The sequence below is a fragment of the Halovibrio variabilis genome (assembly GCF_007991175.1).
GTDB lineage: Bacteria > Pseudomonadota > Gammaproteobacteria > Pseudomonadales > Halomonadaceae > Vreelandella > Vreelandella variabilis.
Genome location: NZ_BJXV01000001.1, coordinates 285,934 through 306,832 on the forward strand (window position 1 = coordinate 285,934; position 20,899 = coordinate 306,832).

Genomic DNA, 20,899 nt, shown 5'->3' on the forward strand with positions numbered 1-20,899 from the left:
ATGGTCGACTATTTTCTACGCCACCGAGCGGCCAGCTACTTAATGACAGTGGTGCTACTGGCGGGCGGCGCGCTATCGTTTTTAGGCATGGGCCAACTAGAGTTCCCCGAATTTACGATTCGCAACGCACTCATTACCACGCAGTACCCCGGCGCGACACCTGAAGAGGTCGAGCAGGAAGTCACCTCGACACTCGAAGAGTCGATCCAGGGGATGTCGTCGATAAAACGCGTTAGCTCGGTGAGCTCCGATGGCCTCTCGCAGATTACCGTCGAGTTAGAGAGCACGGTGCAGAACGAGGAACTGGAGCAACTCTGGGATTCACTGCGTCGTAAAGTCGCCGATGCCCAGGCAGCGCTACCCCCTGGGGCCAGTCAATCCCGCGTTAACGATGATTTTGGCGATGTGTTTGGCTTTATGGTCAACCTGACCGGCGAGGGCTATAGCATGCCCGATCTGGCCGACCATGCGGATTTCCTTAAGCGTGAGCTGGCGCTGGTAGAGGGGGTGGAGAAGGTCTCGTTGGGCGGCGAGCACGCAGAGCGCATCTATATTGAGGTCGACCGCGAACGCCTGCGGGCGCTGAATATTCCGTTAACCCGCTTGCAGCAATTGCTTGATACCCAGAACGCGGTGGCCGACTCGGGGCATCTCAAGCAGGACGGTCGCCGTTTTCGGATTACCCCTACCGGCAGCGCGGCCAATATTGATGACCTGCGCGCGCTGATTGTTAGCGAAGGTGATGGCGAGCTGGTGCGGTTGAGCGATATTGCCGATGTCAGCCGCGAGCTGGCGGAGCAGCCCCAGCAGCTTTACCGCGATATGGGCAGGCCGGCGATCTCGTTGGGCATTTCCTTTGAGAGCGGGGTGAACGTCGTCGAAGTCGGTGAACGTTTGCAGCAGCGCCTGGATGAACTTCAAGCGCGCACGCCGCTGGGTATGGAGCTCAACGTGGTTTACGACCAGCCCCAGGTGGTCGATGAGGCGGTCTCGGGCTTTTTGGTCAGCCTGATCCAGGCGGTGGCCATTGTGATCGTGGTACTGATGCTGTTTATGGGCTGGCGCAGCGGGCTGCTGATGGGCTTTATCCTGCTGATCACCATTATCGGCACCTTTATGCTGATGCGCATCCACGGCCTGCAGCTGGAGAAAATCTCGCTGGGGGCGCTGATTATCGCCTTGGGGATGCTGGTGGATAATGCCATTGTGGTCACCGAGGGCATGTTGGTGGGCTTAAAGCGCGGCTACACGATCCGCGATTCGGCCCACCAGGTGATTCGCCAAAATGCCTGGCCCTTGCTGGCCGCCACGCTGATTGCGATTGCCGCCTTTGCGCCGATTGGTCTGTCGCCGGATACCACCGGCGAGTTTATCGGCTCGCTGTTTTTTGTGCTGCTTTACTCGTTACTGCTGAGCTGGATTACCGCGCTGACGCTAACGCCCTTCTATTTTAAGCTGTTTTTCCGCAACGTCGCCCCTGGCGATGGTCAAGATGACCCTTACCAAGGCATCGTGTACCGCTTTTTTGCGCGCATTATTATCGTCGGTATTCGCTGGCGTTGGTTGACCCTGGCGTTGGTGGCCGCGGTTTTAGTTGGGGCTGTGGTGGGCTTTGGCTCGGTGAAAAACGCCTTCTTTCCCGCATCGAACACGCCGATCTTTTTTGTCGATTACCGCACGCCCGAAGGCACCGATATCCTTGAGACCCAGCGCCGCGTTAGCGAGCTGGAAGACAGCGTGATGGCGATGGACGGCGTGCGTCACCTGACTACCACGGTGGGCGGCGGCGCGCAGCGCTTTACCCTCACTTATTCGCCGGAAGACCGCTACGCCAGCTACGCGCAGCTAATTGTCGAAACCGACGATAAAGCCACCCAGCAAGCGCGCATGGCCGACGTTGAAGCCGAACTTAAGCGCAACCACAGCGATATCGACTATAAAATTGCCCCCTTGGAAGTCGGCCCTTCACCCAAGGCCAAACTGGAGGCACGCTTTTACGGCAGCGACCCGGAAGTGCTGCGTCAGCTGGGCGATCAGGCCGAAGCCATGTTCCGCGATACACCGCATATGACCAGCGTGCGCACCAGCTGGCGTAACCGCGTGCACGCGATTGAACCGGTCTTTATGGAAGATACTGCCCGGCGGCTGGGGGTTACCCGTGAAGATCTAGCCAGTACCCTGGCGCTGAGTACCAGCGGTAGCCAAGTGGGTATTTATCGCGACGGTAGCGACCTGATTCCCATGGTGGCACGGGCGATTCCCAGCCAGCGCCACGATGTGGATAACCTGGGTTCGCTCAACGTATGGAGCGCAGAGCAAGGCCGCTATATCACCGCCGATCAGGTGATTAGCGATATCACCACACGCGTCGCGGACCCGCTGATAATGCGCCGCAACCGGGAGCGCATGCTGGCGGTTTACGGCGAGCCGGACCCGCTAAGCGGGGTAACCGCGGCCAGCGTACTAGCCAATGTTCGCCCCCAGGTGGCGGCGCTGGAATTGCCATCTGGCTATCGTCTCGAGTGGGGCGGCGAGTACGAAACGGCCGGTGAGGCGCAAAGCGGGCTGTTTTCCTCACTGCCCCTGGGGCTGGTGATGATGTTTATTATCACCGTGGTGCTGTTTAACAACTTCCGCCAGCCGCTGGCCATTTGGTCGCTGGTGCCGCTGACGATTATCGGCGTAGTGGGCGCGCTGCTGCTCACCGGCATGCCGTTTTCGTTTATGGCGCTGCTGGGTACGCTCAGCCTGATCGGTATGGTAATTAAAAACGCCATTGTGCTGGTGGAGGAAATCAACGTACAGCTGCCGCTGCATCAGGACCGCTACCACGCGGTCGTCCGGGCGGCCGTTAGCCGCGTTAGGCCGGTGGCGATGGCCGCGCTGACCACCATGTTGGGGATGATTCCGCTGATTAGCGATGCCTTCTTCGCCAGCATGGCGGTGGCGCTAATCGGTGGCCTTGGGGTTGCCACCTTGCTAACCCTGGTGGTACTGCCGGTGGTTTATTGTGTGCTGTACCGGATTCGTATTCACGCTGATCAATAATCCCTGATACTGGGATATTCCCTTTTCATCACACCGCCGTGGCTACGTTTGGATTTGCCAAGCCACGGCGGTGTGATGACTGAACGTAAATTTTAAATCACTCTCTATGGCGCGCTATTTTTAACAATAACCTATGTTAAATTTGAGCGGTTTTTGTGTACTGTATTTGTAGTTTTTTACCCGCTTGCTGTTTCGTTATGGTGCTTTCTCTCGTTTTTCAAGATAAAAATAAATTATAATTAATTTATATGCGTTAGACTAAAGTAATGGGTCTCTAAGCCGATATCTGTTTTCCCTGAAAGAATATTGGTTGATCTAATGGTTTGTTGCTGATTTTTACTAGCTAAATTAGATAATAAAAATGCCAATAGTTAACGGAACTAACCTAAAGGTACTTTGCATTATGAACCGTGTACTTAGTAACATCTCCATAAAAATGAGCTTGACGCTTGTTTTAGCTATCTTTTCGTTGTTGATTGTGGTTATTGCATTGCTTGGCTACCAGGCAGGTGAAGAGGGCAGTACTTCGTTGAAAGAGCTTGACTTGTCAGGTGATCGCACCCTGGCGCTCAGCCGTAGTCAACGATCTTTAGCTTATGCACAGCTTTTTTACATGAATAGTTTTGATGCGGTTGAAAAGGGTGATGATCGTTCAGCCCGTGATTACCTGGAACGGGCGAAAAACTCTCGGCAGGTTGCACAAGATTATTATGCTGAATTTGAAGCCACCGACCCTGAATCAGCGCTTGCTGGCTCAGTGATGACTGCTTACGACCGCCTAATGCAGCAGGGGCTTACTCCGTTAGAGGAGTCGTTAGAGGTGGGTAATGAAGCCGAAGTTAGCGATTTAAGAGAGACGGTTAGTGATTTAAACCAGCAATTAATAGAATCAATTAGCGCCTACAATGATCTTCGGGCTGAGCAAAACAAGCTAATGATTGCTGATTACGAAAGCGATATGCAGCTCCTCACCTATATTGATATCGCCGTTCTCTTCGTTGCTGCGTTAATCGTTCTGTTTGTGCGCATTGCCATGGTGGGGTCGATTGTAAAACCGCTGAATGAAGCGGTGGCGCACTTTGAGCGCATTGCCCAAAACGACTTATCGGGCAAGGTAAGTGACCGAGGCCGTAATGAGATCGGTAAGCTATTTAGCGCCATGCAGCATATGCAGAGCGGTTTAGCTAAAACCGTGTCTGATGTACGCAACAGCAGTGGCTCGATCCATGTTGGTGCAAGGGAAATTGCTAGCGGCAATGCGGACCTGTCCTCGCGTACTGAGCAGCAGGCCGCTTCGCTGCAAGAAACTGCCGCTAGCATGGAGCAGTTAACCGCTACCGTTAAACAGAATGCCGATAATGCCCGTCAGGCGAGCCAGTTGGCAAACGATGCCTCTAGCACTGCCAGCAACGGTGGCGAAGTAGTTGAGCAGGTGATTACCACCATGCACGGTATTTCCAGCAGTTCGCAAAAAGTGTCGGATATTATTACTGTTATCGATTCTATTGCGTTTCAAACCAATATTCTGGCGCTTAATGCCTCGGTGGAGGCTGCGCGCGCCGGCGAACAGGGGCGTGGTTTTGCGGTTGTGGCCAGCGAAGTGCGTAATTTAGCGGGTCGCAGTGCCGATGCAGCCAAAGAGATCAAGGTGTTGATCGAAGCGTCGTCTACCCAGGTGAAAGAGGGCTCTGTACTAGTCGAAAGCGCCGGGGAAACCATGCGTGAGGTAGTGTCGTCGGTGCGCCGCGTGACCGATATTATGGATGAAATTTCGGCGGCGTCTCAGGAACAGAGTTCTGGCATTGAGCAAGTTAACCAGGCGGTTGCCCAGATGGATGAGGTGACTCAGCAGAACGCGGCGCTGGTTCAACAGGCATCGTCAGCGGCAAGCTCGTTGGAAGAGCAGGCGGCCCGGCTGGAAAGCGTAGTGTCTTCATTTCGTTTAGCGGAAGGTGAGAGCCGCACGCAGCATGCCCCGCTAACCTCACCGCAGCACTCGCAACGACACTCATCTCAGCAACAGGTAGCGCTTGTGCGGCCCGCGGCGCGTAGCCAAACCAGCCATAGCGTCGATCAAGAGTGGGAAGAATTCTAACCCACCGTATCGATTAGCAAAAACGGCACCCCATTGCGATGGGGTGCCGTTTTTTTGGGTAGTGGCCCGGCGCTTGGTTCAACGACTTAGAACACATACTCTGCGCTAATACCAACGTTACGTCCTGGCTGGGTATAACGATCAATACCGGCACTACTTGCCGAAACGCCTCGGACGTCATCCCACACCCAATATTGCTTGTCCAGCAGGTTGAAAACGCCGCCGCGCACGGTCAGGTGGTCGCCTAAGGTCATGTGTCCGGTCAGGTCGTAGAGCTGATAGGCGGAGGGGGCATACGCATCCTCTGCGTCGTAGGCGCTGACATGGTTGACGAAGGTGCCCGCAAGCTCGCTGCCCCAGCGGTGGTCAGGTGCTTCGTAGCCGAGCGCCGCGACGGCCTGGATGGGGGGTATGGATTCAATGGTGCCGCCATCGTCGAGATTTTTGCCTTCAATATAGGCCGCCGCGGTACGGGCGTACCAGCCGTCATTGACGCCGAAGGCTTGGTGCAAGTTCAGCTGACCTTTGAATTCGGCGCCCCGAATGATGGCGCGGTCAACATTATCGGTGGTGAATTCCCCGATGGGGTAGTTAGTGGGATCGATACTTACCGAAACCGAGCTTTCGATAAAATCACGGTAGTCGGTATAGAAACCGGTGAATTCGGCGCTGCCGAGGGCGCCCTGTTTACGTATCCCGAACTCGGCGAAGTGACTGTGTTCATCATCGAGGTCTGGGTTGGCGACGATGCGATAGCCTCTTCCCGCGTTGTGGTCGTAGTAAAGCTCTTCATAGGAGGGGGCACGGAAGCCGATGCCGGTTTTGCCGAATAGCTCGGTGCCCGACGTAATATTCCAAGTGCCTCCAACCTGGCCGGTCAATGCCTGGCCTTCGGCGCCATCATAGGGTTGCGAGGTAAGGTTATCGTTGTCGAGATCGTATTCATAATGGTCGAATCGCAGGGCGGGTGTCAGGCTGCCGCGTTCGTCGGCCAGTGAAAGCCGGTCCTGCAGATAAAGCCCAAAGCGTGTTGCGGTGCCTGGCGGCGAAAAGCGTGATTCATCCAGCGTGTTGGCGTCCAGGTTGTAATCTTGGCTCAGGCTCGTGTAATCATCGCGTTTGAGGGTCAGCCCATAGGCCACCTGCTGGGGCATACCGGTATCGATCTGGTTGCTGAAGTCGGTTTTAAGTTGCCAGGTTGTCTGGTCAAAATCACGCTCGACCACGCGGTTGTAGCCGTTGTAGACCATTGATGTGGCGTTGACCGTCTCGCTGCGTTGCCAGTCAATCTGCCAGTGAAAGGCGTCAAACAAGGCGCTCTGGTATTCACCATCCTGATAGAGCCCCAACCGAGCGCGCGTTAGCGTATCATCGCTACTATAGTCGCCGTATCGGGCGTTTTCTAACGAGAAAAGCCTCAGTTCAGACGACGAACGGTACTTCTGGGCCACTATGCCGACCTGGCCCAGGTCGTTGAGTTTTTGAATTTTAACCAACACGTCATAGCTATCCACATCACCCGGGTCGGGGGTGGTGCGCCCATCGCCACTGGTTGAATCGCTCTCACCGCTGCCATGATAGTTCTCGGTCGCGTTGCCATCGCGGTGGGTAGCAACTAATAAGGACTCATAATCGCCCTGGCGGGCGGCGAGTTTTATGTTTTGGAAGAAACCTTCGCTGTCGCTCCGGTAGCCCCCCTGAACACTGGCATAGGTATCGTCACCGCTTGGGTTGAGGAAGTCTTGCGGCGCGTGTAAGCGCAATGCTACCGAACTGAAGCCTGACCCTTGCTGGGCATTTCCCCCTTTGACCACCGACGCGCTGGAGAGCGAGGCAATATCGGCGCTTAAGCGCCCAGCGTCGAGATAGCTTGAGGACGGGCCATAATTTTCGGCCATCTCGACACCGTCGAGCTGAATCGAGATCCGGTTGTCGTCGAGCCCGCGAACGTTAAAACCGGCGAGGCCAAAACGCCCATTGCTGGTCGTCAATATGCTGGGATCGTAGCGAAAAAGATCTTTGGCCGAATAAGCCACGGTGTTGTTTAGCTGCTGAGCGTCAACCACGCTGACCGAGCCTGTTTCTTTAGCGGTCTTTTCGGTGGCAGACACGAACGGCTCTGCCGTCACCTGAACATTGGGGAGGCTAAACGCTGCCTTATCGTCGGCCTGTGCCGGCGATATCACGAAGAGCGAGGCGATGGTTAAGGGAAGCAGCGCGTAACCGGGTCGCTTGGTGGAAGTCGGGAGGTGCGGTTGCATATAATATTCGCCAATAATATTGATTTTGATTAGTATAAGCGAATGATAACAATTTACAACAGTACCCTTGTGTCAATACCCGGTTTTGCAATATAAAAGGGCAAGCTGGCACAGACAGGGTGATGGGAAGCCGGAGGTGGGTCTTTGCGGGGTAGGCCACCATGGGGGAAATACGCTGCTAAAAGCGTTATTGGCCCGCATGGTGGCCCTAATGCTGCTTATTGAGCGGCTTGTGACCGGTAACGAGTTACTTGACGACTAGTTACCTGACGAGCGCCGCAGCCACTTCTTTAATCTGTAGCGCCAAGCTTTGCAAGCCGCCGCCGGAGAGGTACCACAGCGCAGGCGTTAGCATCACCACCTGGGCGTTGTCGGCACCGGCGTCATTTAGGGTTTTGCGCAAGCTATCGGCATCGGCAGGCTCATCGCCAATCGCGGCGCTGCGGTCCATCACCAACACAACGTCTGGATTAATCTCGGCGATGGCATCGGCGGACAGCGGGGTAAAGGTACGTGTGCCGCGGGTTTCGCTGGTCACGCTAGCGGGCATTTCGAGTGCGTCTACGCCCAGCACATCGTGGACGACGGGGTGTTGATTGAGCATCAGGTGGCCGCCGTTATGGGTCACTACCAGCGTGCTGGGAGCATCACTCAGGGCTTCGCGCTGGGATTCAATCTCGGCGTGCAGGATTTCAAGCGCTTCTTCTGCTTGGGCTTCGGCATCCAGACGGCTGGCCAGCTCGCGCACGTTGGCATCAAAAGCGGCGAGATAGTCGTCACCCCGCAGGCTGGTGTTGAGCAGCGGCGCAATGTCGCCCAGCTCGTCTTCCCAATCGCCCTGGCGACCGGTGTAAAGAATCAGGCTAGGCTCACTTGCGCTGATGGCGTCCATGTCCGGCGAGCGCAGGCCGCCGATATCGGTGTAGGCCTCTTCTGTGTACTGCTCAAGGTAGGCGGGCAGGCTCTGTTTCGGGACGCCCACCACCTGCTCGCTTAACCCCAGCGCGTCCAGGGTATCCAAACTGCCTAAATCGAAGCTGGCGATACGCTGGTCAGCCGCAGCGCTGACGGCCGAAAACAGTAAGGTAACAGCGGCGGTAGTGGCAACAGTGGCAGCGATTGTCTTAGACGTCATTGGGCTTCCTTTTATGAGAAAAAATTTTATATGCGACAGTTTCTCATTCTGTCAATAAAGTGGTCTCTTGTCGCTGCTCGGTGAAGGAACGGCTTGTTGCAGGAAATGCGACCGCCCTCAACCTGAGAGGGCGGTGGGTTAAAAAAGGCGGTTAAATTAAGACGCCACGCGAAAAGGGTTGCGCGGGTCGTTATCCCAGGCCAGGAAAGGTTGGCCGGTTTCCTGCGGCACCATGGTGATGCAGTTTTCCACCGGGCAGGTGATCTGGCAAAGATTACAGCCCACGCACTCCTCTTCGATCACTTCGTAGCGCCGCGCGCCGTCCTGCTCGGTGAGCTTGGCAATCGACTGGTGAGACGTGTCCTCGCAGGCAATGTAGCAGCGGCCGCACTCGATGCACAGGTCCTGATCGATCTTGGCGATGGTCTTGAAGTTGATATCCAGATGTTTCCAGTCGGTGGTCTGGGGTATCGCCTTACGCGAAAACGCCTCTATCGAGTCGTAGCCTTTTTCCGCCATCCAGCGCGAAAGGCCGTCTTTCATCTCCTCCACAATCCGAAAACCGTTGAGCATCGCGGCGGTGCATACCTGCACGCTGCCCGCGCCGAGAGCGATAAATTCCGCCGCATCGCGCCAGGTGGAAATACCGCCAATACCGGAAATGGGCAGCGTTGGCGTGGCCGGGTCGCGGGCGATTTCCGCCACCATATTCATCGCAATGGGCTTAACGGCGCTGCCGCAGTAGCCGCCGTGGGTGCTCTGGTGGCCGACTGTGGGTTTGGCGACCATATTGTCCAAGTCGATGCTGGTGATCGAGTTGATAGTGTTGATCAGCGATACCGCATCGGCCCCGCCGCGCAACGCTGCCTGTGCGCCCACGCGAATATCGGTGATGTTGGGGGTGAGTTTGACAATCACCGGCTTCGAGTAGTGTTTCTTGCACCAGTAGGTAACTTTCTCGATCAGGTCCGGGTTTTGGCCCACCGCCGCACCCATGCCGCGTTCGGGCATGCCGTGGGGGCAGCCCAGGTTGAGCTCGATGCCGTCCGCGCCGGTGGCTTCCACCAGCGGCAGAATATACGCCCAGGCTTCCTCGTTGCAGGGCACCATGATGGAGACGATCAGCGCCCGGTCGGGCCAATCCTTCTTCACCTGGGTGATTTCTTTCAGGTTGATCTCCAGCGAGCGGTCGGTAATCAGCTCGATATTGTTAAAGCCGATCACCTCGCGGTTCTTGCCGTAGTGGGCCGAATACCGCGAGGAGACGTTCACCGCTGGGGGTTCTTCGCCGAGGGTTTTCCACACCACGCCGCCCCAGCCCGCTTCATAGGCGCGCACCACGTTATAGGCTTTGTCGGTGGGCGGTGCGGAGGCCAGCCAGAACGGGTTGGGAGCCTTGATGCCGGCAAAATTCACCGACAGATCAACGCCATTGACCACGCTGGCACCCCTATCTTTTTTGCCCGGGGGTGTAAAAGAAAGCGGAGTAACGTTGAGGGTATTCATGCGGCCTCCTGCTTGGCGGTCAGCGCTTGATGAATGGCGTGGGCGGCCAGTTTGCCGTGCTGCACGGCTTGTACGGTAAGATCCTGGCCGGGCTTGATGCAGTCACCGCCGGCGTAAACGTTAGGTAGCGACGTTTGGAGCATCTCATTAACGTGAATGCGCTCACCATCGCGAGCGAGTTCAGCGGCAGTGGCGTCGCTGAGGCTTGCGCTGTCAAAGCCCTGGCCAATTGCCTTGAAGATGGCGTCGGCGGCAATCTCGAAGGTTTCCCCGGTGGCTGTTAATTGGCCCGCTTGTTCATGGGTCTTGGCAAAACGCATGCCAGCCACCCGGCCTTGGCTGTCCAGCAGAATGTCGTCGGGCTGCGCCCAGGTGATCATGCGCACGCCGTTGGCTTTGGCGATCTTTTGCTCATGATCGGTGGCCGACATGGCTTCCACGCCGCGGCGATAAACCAGCGTCACTTCGATGGCGCCCAGGCGGGCCATTTGGGTGGCCATATCGATGGCGGTATTACCCGCGCCGATGACAATGCAGCGTTTGGCCACCGTTAGGCTTCCCAGGTCGTCGGTTTGGCGCAGGGTTTTGATATAGTCCACGGCAGGCATCAAACCGGGGGCATCTTCCCCAGTGAGTCCCAAGGCGCGGCTGGCACCCAGGCCTAAACCGAGAAACACGCTGTCGTACTGTTGATGCAGGGTGGCCAGTTCCAGGTTGTCGCCTAACCGCTTCCCGTACTGAATGTCGATGCCACCGATTTCGAGCAGAAACTCGACTTCCTTGCAGGCAAAGTCGTCGGTCATCTTGTAGCGGGCAATACCGTATTCGTTCAGCCCGCCGGGCTTCTGTTCGGCTTCAAAAAGGGTCACCTGATGGCCCAGCATCGCCAGGCGATGCGCGCAGGAGAGCCCCGCTGGCCCGGCACCTACCACCGCAATATGACGGCCGGTGGAAGCGGCGCGTTTAAACGGGTGGCCTTCAAACTGCATGTTGTCGGTGGCGTGGCGCTGCAACAGGCCGATCAGCACCGGCTGGCACTCAGCGTCGTGGTTACGCACGCAGCTGCGCTCGCAGAGAATTTCCGTCGGGCATACCCGAGCGCAGCTACCGCCGAGGATATTGGCTTCCAGAATGGTTTCCGCCGCACCGTTGATGTTGTCTTCGCTGATCTGACGAATAAAGCTCGGGATGTCGATCTCTGACGGGCAGGCCTCCACGCAGGGCGCGTCATAACAGTAGAGACAGCGCTGGCTTTCGATCATCGCCTGACGGTGGGTCAGCGGTGGGTGCAGATCGCTAAAGTTGTTTGCCAGCGTTGGCGGGTCGTAGGTGCCGACCTCTTTTGCGCTGGGTAGGTGATTCAGTGAATGGGTCACGGTCATTTCTCCCTCGAATGGTGTTAGCGCTTCACCGCCACGGGCGCGTTGAGCTCGGCGCGCTTGGCCAGCAGCTCAAACATGCCGGGGTAGGCGGGGCGTTCCAAATACCGGCCTGCGCCGCGCTCGGCGCGCAGATCACCGTCGCGCCATACCCACTTACCCTGGCTGATGGTGTGGCGGGGGATGCCGCGCACCGTCTTGCCTTCGAAGATGTTGAAGTCGACGTTCTGATGGTGCGTCTTGGCGGAAATCGTCCGTGTACCGTTGGGGTCCCAGACCACGATATCGGCATCGGCACCCACCTGAATCGCGCCTTTGCGGGGGTAAAGGTTGAAAATCTTGGCGGTGTTGGTCGACGTCAGGGCGACAAACTCCTGGGGCGATAGCTTGCCGGTGTTGACGCCTTCGTCCCACAGCACGGCCAAGCGGTCTTCGACCCCGGCGGTACCGTTGGGAATCTTGGTGAAGTCGTCTTTGCCCGCGGCTTTTTGATCGGCGCAGAAGCAGCAGTGGTCGGTAGCGGTGGTCTGCAAGTTGCCTGACTGAAGGCCGTGCCAGAGGGCTTCCTGATGGCCCTTGGGACGGAAGGGCGGGCTCATTACATGAGCGGCGGCGCGGCCCCAGTCGGTGTCCTGGTAGACGCTGTCGTCAATCATTAGATGGCCAGCGAGGCACTCGCCATAAACTTGGTGGCCCTGGTCGCGGGCGTAGGCAATCTCATCCACCGCGTCCTTGGTCGAAACGTGCACCAAATAGATCGGTGCGCCCAGGGTGCTGGCGATACGAATCGCCCGGCTGGCGGCTTCGCCTTCCACCTGGGGCGGGCGTGAAAGCGGGTGGGCTTCCGGGCCGGTAATACCCTGGGCGAGCAGTTTCTGCTGCATGTGGTAGACCAGCTCGCCATTTTCCGCGTGGACGGTAGGCACCGCGCCCAGCTCCAGGCAGCGCGAAAAGCTTTCTACCAGGATGTCGTCGGTGGCCATGATGGCACCCTTGTAGGCCATAAAGTGCTTGAAGCTGTTAACCCCGTGCTCGCGCACCAGCGTGCCCATTTCCTCCCGTACGCTGTCGTCCCACCAAGTGATGGCAACGTGGAAGGCGAAGTCGGTGGCGGCTTTTTCGGCCCAGCCCTGCCAGGTCTCGAAAGCCTCCAGCAGCGATTGCCCCGGCTGGGGAATGACGAAGTCGATAATCGAGGTGGTGCCCCCTGCCAGCGCAGCGGCGGTGCCGGTGTAGAAATCCTCGCTGGCCACGGTGCCCATAAACGGCAGCTGCATATGGGTATGGGGGTCGATGCCGCCCGGCATGACCAGCTGGTCGCTGGCATCGACAACCTCGCAATCAGCGGGAATGTCTAAATCGGTGCCGATGGCATGGATTTTACCCTCCACACACAGCACGTCGGCTCGGTAGGTATCGGTATTGGTGACGACAGTGCCGCCCTTGATCAATAGGCTCATGGTTTGCTCCTTGTATTATCCGCTAGCCGGGTTATTCGCCGTCGGTCAGGCGGGTGTAGGTTTCCGGGCGGCGGTCGCGGAAGAACTGCCAGTTGTTGCGTACCTCGCGCACCATGTCCAAATCGATCTCGTGCACCAGCAGTTCGTCTTCGGTTTCGCTGGCTTGGGCCTCGATCTTGCCCCGGGGGTTAACGATATAGCTGGAGCCATAAAAATCGCCGATGTTCCACGGTGCTTCCGTACCCACCCGGTTGATGGCGGCGATAAAGCAGCCGTTGGCGGCGGCAGAGGCGGGCTGCTCTAGCTCCCACAAGTACTGGGAAAGCCCGGCGACGGTAGCGGAAGGGTTGAAGATCACCTCGGCGCCGTTGAGTGCCAGTGCTCGCCAGCCTTCGGGGAAGTGGCGGTCGTAGCAGATATACACGCCGATTTTGCCGTAGGCGGTATCGAATACCGGCCAGTTGGATTGGCCCGGTTTGAAGAAGAATTTCTCCCAAAATCCGGCCACTTGGGGAATATGCGTTTTGTGGTACTTGCCCAGGTAGCTGCCGTCGGCGTCGAACACGGCGGCGGTGTTGTAGTAAACGCCGGTGTCAGTTTCTTCAAAGACGGGAACGATGATCACCATCTGGTGCTCGGCGGCGAGTTTTTGCATCATTTGGCAGGTGGGGCCTTCCGGCACCCGCTCGGCGGCGGCGTACCATTTGCCGTCCTGGCTGGGGCAAAAGTAGGGTTGATTAAACACTTCCTGGAAACACAGCACCTGCACGCCTTGCTCGGCTGCCTGCTTGATCATCGGCAGGTGGGCTTCGTTCATAACATCGCGGATGGCCGCTGGTTCCTGGTCGGTGGTGGTCTTCAAGGCCATTTGAATTAAACCGATTTTCATCTTCTGCATGAACGTTTCTCCCTCTGATGATTGGTTCTGATGCTTGGTTCTGATGATTGGTTCTGATGATTGGTGTAGGCGCATTGTTGTAAGGCGTGGAGTATGAGTTTTGTAAAGCTGACAAAAGAGACAGCTTTTATTCAAAGTATCGCTGGGTGGGTGGTTTTAGCAAGTTGTGAGAAGGCGTTTTTGCAATTATCTTTAACTCTTTGAGTTCATTTGGTTTTATTCTCTGGCTAAGCGTTATTCACTGTTTTGGTGAGTGGGTGCACTGTTTTGGATATTTGATTTAACTTTTTTAAATCAATAACTTGTTATTGTTATGCCAGTTATTTTTTAACGGATGCCGTTTAAAATTGGTGCAAATATATTTTTGATCTAGATTTGTTTAATTGATTTGGGTTTGGATGAGGTCAACTGCAAAGATTAAAGGAAAATATTAATATTGTTGTCGAGCAAGGCAGCTTTTTAATCAATGGGTTAATAGGCGCACTTTGAAGGTTAGGCACGCTTATTGCTTTGCTTCTAAGAACGAGGGTTAAGAACGACGGTTTAAGAGCGATAATTTAAGAGCAATAGCCGCTAACAGCCATGATTTCTAAGCGATTTAATTAAGCACTCCCGAGACCGTGGGGAAACGCAATGCAGAGGAGACGCAACATGACCGAGACAACCTCTCAGATGGTCGACCGAGACGGACTAATAGAGCTTGATAAAGGCGACGATGTCCGCAATAGTCCGCGCTTTAACCAGGATATTGCGCCGACTCAGGCCAGCGAGCGTACCTGGAGTAAGTGGAACATTGCGGCGCTATGGGTAGGCATGTCGATCTGCGTGCCCACCTATACCCTGGGCGGTGTGTTAACCGCCTACTTTGGTTTAAGCGTGGGGGAAGCGCTGTTTGCAATTTTATTGGCGAACGTGATTGTACTGATCCCGCTCACCCTAAACGCCTTTCCAGGCACAAAATTTGGCATTCCCTTTCCGGTGGTGCTGCGCTCGTCTTTCGGTATTTTAGGCTCTAACGTGCCCTGCTTGGTGCGCGCTTTGGTGGGCTGCGGCTGGTTTGGGATCCAAACCATGTTCGGTGGGCTGGCGATTCACCTGCTGCTTTCAGAGCTGGTGCCTGCTTGGGCAGCCCTTGGCGGCGTGGGCGAAGTGATCGGCTTTTTTGTCTTCGCCGCGATGAACCTTTACGTGGTGATTCGTGGCGCCGAATCGATCAAGTGGCTGGAAACCTTGGCAGCACCGCTGCTGTTAGCCGTCGGCGTTGGCTTGATGGTGTGGGCATGGCCGCATATGTCGATGACCGAACTACTGGCACAGCCGCCTTCGCGCCCTGAAGGCGCTTCGGTGTATGGCTACTTCTTTGCCGGGTTAACCGCTATGGTGGGCTTTTGGGCAACGCTATCGCTAAATATTCCCGACTTCAGCCGCTTTGCCAAAAGTCAGAAGGATCAAATTGTTGGTCAGGTGATTGGCTTGCCGCTAACGATGTTCTTCTTTGCCGCCCTCGGCGTGGTGTTAACCGCTGCTTCCGAGTCGCTGGTAGGGCAAACGATTGCCGATCCGGTCAATCTGATTGGCATGATCGATAGCCCGTTTTGGGTAGTATTGGCGATGTTGTTGATTATCGTCGCAACCCTGTCGACTAATACGGCGGCGAACATTGTTTCACCCACCAACGACTTCCAGAACATTGCGCCCAAGTTGATCAACCAGACCCGAGGGGTTCTTCTCACCGGCGCGGTAGGCGTGCTGCTGATGGGCTACGATCTGCTACAAAAAGCAGGGATCATTCCACCAGGGGTTTCCCTTGAGCAGATGTACTCCAACTGGCTGTTGGGCTATTCGAGCCTGCTGGGCCCCATCGCGGGCATTATGGCGGTGGATTACTTCCTGATTAAAAAGCAGCGCCTGGATGTGCCCAGCCTGTATATGGATAACCATGCGTATCCTGCCGTGAATATTGCCGGTTTTATCGCCTTTGGCGTGCCGGTGGGGCTCACTCTGATTTCGCTGTTAACCGGCACCATGAACTGGTTCTATGACTACGGCTGGTTCACCGGCTCGGCGCTGGGGGCAATTGTTTACTTTGGGGCTAGCCTAGTATTGGTATCGTCGCCTCAAGTGGGGCCTGCGCCCATTATGGCCAGCGAGATAGCAGAACAGCCCTAGGCCGAGCACCGGCGCTGTTTGGCTCAGTCACTCAGCGCTTTTAACAAAGCTTAAAAACGCATCGACTACCCGGTTGGGGCGACGGTCGTGGCGGGTAATCAGTACAAACGGAATGCGGTAGTGCTGTGTGGCAACATGCAGGGCTCGCATCTTACCCGCCGCGACCCATTGCGCGGCGACGTGTTCAGGCAAAAAGCCGATAAAGCGTCCGGTCAGGATCAAAAAGGCGGCGCCTTCGCGGTCAGACGCCGAGGCCCGCAGGCTTAGCGCATCGTGGGCTTGGCGTGCCTCAACGGGTAGCGGATAGCGCGGCGAAATAGCCGCGTGTTGGGCGATATCCGCAACGCTAAGTGTGTCATCTTCCTCACTAAAAAGCGGATGGCCTGCCGCGCAATAAAGGTAAGAGGGCTCATCGTAGAGGTGGCGGGTGTCTAAGCTGGTGGGTAGGTTCACCGCGGGTACAACGCCAACGTGTAAATGGCCATCCATCACGCCGCGGATGACGGCGTCGGAAGGTTCCATATGAATATGCAGTGTCACGTCATGTTCAGGCGCGCTAAGTTCGGCCAGTGCATTGGTTACGTGCATGGCGGGTAGCGTGACCAGATTGTCGGTAATGCCGATATTCAGCTCGCCTTTAATCGTCTGATGCAGGGCGTTAACGTCACTTTTGAAAGTTTCAAGTGCGGTTAGCAGCGTCATGCCAGCCTGATAAATCTCTTTACCTTCTTCGGTTAAACTAAACCCACCACGCCCGCGCTGGCAGAGTGAAAAGCCCAGCCGTCCCTCCAAATCGTTCATGTGCTGGCTAATCGCCGAGCGACTAATACCCAGCATCGTTTCCGCTGCAGTAAAGCCACCACACTCAACCACGGTCTTAAATATACGGATAAGGCGTATTTCGTAGTCGCTCATTTGGCCCAGCGATGCCATAACAACTCCTTGGTATCTAGACGCTCAATACAAAGCGTCACGCTTTTTTGCGCCTTAGCGGTGATAAAACCTGATATACATCACCAATGTACTCCGGCACTATCTAGTACATCCATATTTTCAGGTAAATCCATATTTTCCTGATAAATCTATATTTCCTGGTAAATCTAAGTTTCTTGGTAGATCGTAAGTTTCGGCCAGACAAATCCATGTTGCGGCGTTTGTGGTGTAGCGTTTCTGGCCCCTTTTATACACTGTGCCAGGCCTCTTGTTAGGCACCTAAATAAGGCCTCTGTGCGATGCCGCTCACTCCTGTTGATGTCAACGATGCTGCGTTAAAAGCAACTCATCATTACCGCCAGCAGCGGCGCAATGTCGTTACGCTCTACACGCTAGCGCTATTGGCTATGGTGGTGCTGTTCGGTTGGCAGCTCCATGAACAGTACCAACAAGAAATACAGGCCGCCGAATCGCGTACCACGGCGCGTGCCAATGTGGTCACTGAATGGGCTAAAGGGGTGTTTGCCCAAAGTGGCCAAGCCTTGTTTGGGCTGAGTGAACTGATGGCAATAGACGCGATGGCCGAGGTGCGTAACCCTCTACTACTGCCGCAAGCGTTAAACAACCTGATTGCTTACGTGCCCATGATCAATGAGATCGGCGTATTGGATCGCGAAGGGCGTGTGCTGGCAAGCGGTAGCGGTCAGTGGATGGCCCAGGGTGATGTCAGTGATACCCCGTTTTTTAACGCCTTTCAACACAGTGACGAGCAAGAGCTGGTCACTCCCTTATATGGGTCTGAAAGCGAGCAAACGTATTATCTTTACCATGGTCGGCGATTACATGTGCCGACAGACGAGTTGGCAGAGTGGGTAGTCGCCCGCATTGCACCCACCGTATTTATCGACTCGCTTGAAGAAATAAACGGTTATGACGGTGAGAGCATTGCGTTGGTCGATGCTAATTTAAAATTGATTGCGCGGCACCCGAGTGTCAGCGAGTCATTTAGCATTGGTAGGCAAATTGACAGCCCTGAAACCGATGAGTGGCTGGCGCGTGGTGAACCGATGTGGTCTACCACGATGCGTTCGCCCATTGATGGCCGCGAGCGGTTGTTTCGTGTTCAGCGAGTGGGTGAATACCCGATGCTGGCGGTGGTGGGCATCGACCTGCATGGATTGCTGGCGGGTTGGCGACAGCGCGCCCTGATCTTATTGGCGGTGATGGTAGTTATTGCGCTACTAGGTGCCTGGGGCACGCGGCACTACCTCAGCCGCTTGGCGTTAACCGATCAGTTACGCCAGCGGATCGAAGAGCGCGAACAGGCACGTGCCGAAGCGCAAATTGCTGCAGCGGCCTTTCAAACCCATTTGGGTATTTTGATTACCGATGCCCATGGGGAAATTCTCAAAGCCAATCAAACTTTTACCCGTATTACCGGCTATAGCGAAGCCGAGGTGGTGGGCAAGAACCCCCGCCTGTTTAGTGCTGGCCACCACAACGCCGCGTTTTATCGCCAGCTATGGAAAAGTCTCGTTAAGACAGGGAACTGGGAAGGCGAGATATGGAATCAACGCAAGAACGGCGAACTGTTTCCTGAGTGGTTAACGGTTAGCGCGATACATAGTTCTTCAGGCGAGCTGACCCACTATGTAGCCACCATGAATGATATTAGCGAGCGCAAAGCCGCTGAGCAGGAAATACATCAACTGGCGTTTTATGACCCGTTAACGGGGCTGGCTAACCGGCAACTATTCATGGATCGCATGGAAGCCGCGCTCAAAGAGCTTAGGCGCCATCAGCGGTGCGGCGCGCTACTGTTGATCGACATCGATAACTTCAAACAAATCAATGACACCTTAGGCCACGTCAGCGGTGACCGGCTATTACAAACCATCGCACGGCGGCTTGGCCAAATGCTACGCGATACAGACACCTTGGCGCGTTTAGGCAGCGATGAGTTTGCGATATTAATTGAAGGGGAGGCTAGCAGCCCGATGCAAACTTCTCAGCTGGCCGAGCGTGTTGCGCATAAATTACAGGCGACGTTATGCACGCCTATCATGCTGGGCGAGGAAAGTGTCACGGTGACTGGCAGTGTCGGTATTGCCCTGATGACGAACAGCGAGTACGGCGCGGATGACTACTTACAGCAAGTCGATATGGCGCTCTTTCAGGCTAAAAGAAGCGGTCGCCATCATGTGTGCTTTTTTGACCCTGCCATGCAGGCCTCGCTGTTAGCCCATGTGAAACTAGAGACGGACTTATACCAAGCGCAGGCAAAGCAGCAGTGGCTGCTCTATTACCAGCCCCAAGTCGACCACCACGGCAAGGTTTTCGGTGTGGAAGCGCTGTTACGTTGGGAGCATCCCGAGCGTGGCCTGGTGTCGCCCGATGCGTTTATTCCATTGCTGGAAAGCACCGGGCTGATAAACGCTGTGGGCGAGTGGGTATTGGAGACGGCTTGCCATCAATTAGTGCATTGGGCGCAGCACCCTCAGTTTCGCGAATTGACCTTATCGGTCAATATAAGCCCGGCTCAGTTCCGCGATGAGGGGTTTTTGCGTCGTGTCGAGGCAGTGTTTGCGCGCACCCAGGTGCCGCTTCAACGGTTAAAGTTGGAAGTGACGGAGTCGCTGTTTGTCGAAGCCCGTGATGATGCCCGCGATAAAATGCTCGCCTTAAAAGCGCAAGGGGTGCGCTTTTCGCTGGATGATTTTGGAACCGGTTACTCGTCGCTTGCCTATTTAGCCCAGCTGCCGCTGGATCAACTGAAAATCGACCAGTCGTTTGTCCAGCAAATACTCGTCAGCCAAGCCAATGCCGCGATTGTCGAAAGTACCATCGCGCTGGCGGAGAGTCTGGATCTCGAGGTCATTGCTGAAGGCGTAGAAACCCAAGCGCAGCAGGCGTGGCTATTAGCGCACGACTGTCGCGCTTACCAAGGCTTTCTGTATGGACGCCCGGTGGCAGCCAGCGTCTTTGAAACCCAGCTATTGGGCGGGATCGCTAGCTGACATGAGCTTAGCTTCAAGGTCCGCGCCGGGGCTTGCGACTGAATCGGGGAGGATAATTTCCAAGCGGGAGTCCTGCCGCCATGCGCTGCTTTCGATGCTCAGCGTGCCGTCAGCGCGGTTAAGGCGCTTCCAGCCGCTGTGGGTATGGAACACGCCTTTAATGCGCGCTTCCCGGGGCAGTTCTGCCAAGTGGGCCGCAAGGCGATCCAGGTCGAAGCGCTCGCTAGGATGCCAACGTAACCCGGTGCTGGTGTAGCCCAGCGCGGTGCCGGTTTCTCGCTGCGGTTTGCCGGGTGCGGGAGGGAAGTCAAAAAACGAGCCTTCCAGGCTGGGCGCTGCGTTCAGCTGTTGGTGGCTGGCGGGCATCTCTTTGTCAGCCCCATTGGCGTTGCCGCTGTGCAGCAGCAACGCCAGCGGCAACTCACCGTCAGGGCTTTCTTGGACCCATTTGCGCGGCGGCCAGCGCTGCGCCACAAAGGCATGAGCGGCGCTGAGCTGCTCGGGGGTGCTCTGGTCGAGCATGGTCAGCGCGACGGCATCGGCCATGTCCAGCTGGTCGCGAAAGGTGTCGTGCTCCCGCGCTCGCGGGTCATCCAAGCGGCGGGGATCAAGGGTGGAAATAATATCGCGCACGTCAAGCACCTCATGGAAGGCTTCCCCGCGGAGTAGGTCCAGCAGGCCCGCCGGGTGGCCAAGGCCGGAAGGCTCGATAATGACTCGGTCAGGCTTGCTGCGCGCGAGCAGGTTAACCAGCGCCGCCTGTAGTACAAAGGCAAGCTGGCAGCATAGGCACCCGCCGGGCAGCCCCTTCACCACAACGTCATCGCGGGCGTCGAACATGGTTTGGTCGATACCGATCTGCCCAAACTCGTTGACCAGAATGGCCCATTTCTCATCCACAGGCTTTTGTTCAATCAGGCTGTGGATAAGCGTGGTTTTACCGCTGCCTAAAAAGCCGGTGACGATATGCACGGGTACCTGGGTCAACGCTGCCAAGG

The 20,899-nt window shown here is 56.1% G+C and carries 12 protein-coding genes; 4 read left to right on the forward strand and 8 right to left on the reverse strand.

The window, feature by feature from the left end:
- Positions 1–3,048 carry an efflux RND transporter permease subunit gene (locus HVA01_RS01240; protein ID WP_146872682.1) on the forward strand — a complete coding sequence of 1,016 codons (3,048 nt, stop codon included), beginning with the start codon at positions 1–3 and terminating at the stop codon, positions 3,046–3,048.
- Positions 3,049–3,451: 403 nt separating this feature from the next.
- Positions 3,452–5,143 (forward strand): methyl-accepting chemotaxis protein, encoded by a 1,692-nt coding sequence (locus HVA01_RS01245; protein ID WP_146872684.1) that lies wholly within the window; start codon positions 3,452–3,454, stop codon positions 5,141–5,143.
- Between the two features lie 86 nt (positions 5,144–5,229).
- Here the strand turns inward: HVA01_RS01245 and HVA01_RS01250 are convergent, their stop codons facing one another.
- From HVA01_RS01250 to HVA01_RS01275, 6 genes are all read right to left on the reverse strand, one after another.
- A complete protein-coding gene (locus HVA01_RS01250) occupies positions 5,230–7,404 on the reverse strand; it encodes a TonB-dependent hemoglobin/transferrin/lactoferrin family receptor (RefSeq protein WP_146872686.1) in 2,175 nt (724 codons plus the stop codon).
- Between the two features lie 262 nt (positions 7,405–7,666).
- A complete protein-coding gene (locus tag HVA01_RS01255; protein WP_146872687.1) occupies positions 7,667–8,539 on the reverse strand; it encodes an ABC transporter substrate-binding protein in 873 nt (290 codons plus the stop codon).
- A 156-nt stretch (positions 8,540–8,695) separates the two neighbouring features.
- Complete coding sequence (gene preA / locus HVA01_RS01260; protein WP_146872688.1) at positions 8,696–10,045, reverse strand: NAD-dependent dihydropyrimidine dehydrogenase subunit PreA; 1,350 nt, start codon at positions 10,043–10,045, stop codon at positions 8,696–8,698.
- Positions 10,042–11,421: an NAD(P)-dependent oxidoreductase gene (locus HVA01_RS01265; protein WP_146872690.1), complete on the reverse strand. Its 1,380-nt coding sequence runs from the start codon at positions 11,419–11,421 to the stop codon at positions 10,042–10,044. The genes preA and HVA01_RS01265 overlap by 4 nt, the downstream gene beginning before the upstream one ends.
- Positions 11,422–11,444: 23 nt before the next feature.
- Positions 11,445–12,884 carry a dihydropyrimidinase gene (hydA, locus tag HVA01_RS01270; protein ID WP_146872692.1) on the reverse strand — a complete coding sequence of 480 codons (1,440 nt, stop codon included), beginning with the start codon at positions 12,882–12,884 and terminating at the stop codon, positions 11,445–11,447.
- A 31-nt stretch (positions 12,885–12,915) separates the two neighbouring features.
- Positions 12,916–13,782 carry a nitrilase-related carbon-nitrogen hydrolase gene (locus HVA01_RS01275; protein WP_146872694.1) on the reverse strand — a complete coding sequence of 289 codons (867 nt, stop codon included), beginning with the start codon at positions 13,780–13,782 and terminating at the stop codon, positions 12,916–12,918.
- A gap of 651 nt (positions 13,783–14,433) precedes the next feature.
- On the opposite strand from HVA01_RS01275, the gene HVA01_RS01280 reads away from it, so the two are divergent.
- Positions 14,434–15,951, forward strand: a complete 1,518-nt coding sequence (locus HVA01_RS01280; protein ID WP_146872695.1) for an NCS1 family nucleobase:cation symporter-1 — start codon at positions 14,434–14,436, stop codon at positions 15,949–15,951.
- A 27-nt stretch (positions 15,952–15,978) separates the two neighbouring features.
- Here the strand turns inward: HVA01_RS01280 and HVA01_RS01285 are convergent, their stop codons facing one another.
- Positions 15,979–16,884, reverse strand: coding sequence for a LysR family transcriptional regulator (locus HVA01_RS01285; protein ID WP_146872697.1), 906 nt, complete (start codon positions 16,882–16,884; stop codon positions 15,979–15,981).
- Between the two features lie 299 nt (positions 16,885–17,183).
- On the opposite strand from HVA01_RS01285, the gene HVA01_RS01290 reads away from it, so the two are divergent.
- On the forward strand, positions 17,184–19,901 hold the full coding sequence (locus HVA01_RS01290) for a bifunctional diguanylate cyclase/phosphodiesterase (RefSeq protein WP_146872699.1): 2,718 nt from the start codon (positions 17,184–17,186) through the stop codon (positions 19,899–19,901).
- On the opposite strand, the gene HVA01_RS01295 is transcribed toward HVA01_RS01290, so the two are convergent.
- On the reverse strand, positions 19,878–20,897 hold the full coding sequence (locus tag HVA01_RS01295) for a CobW family GTP-binding protein (RefSeq protein WP_146872701.1): 1,020 nt from the start codon (positions 20,895–20,897) through the stop codon (positions 19,878–19,880). The two genes, HVA01_RS01290 and HVA01_RS01295, sit on opposite strands and share 24 nt — an antisense overlap.
- Positions 20,898–20,899 lie beyond the last annotated feature (2 nt).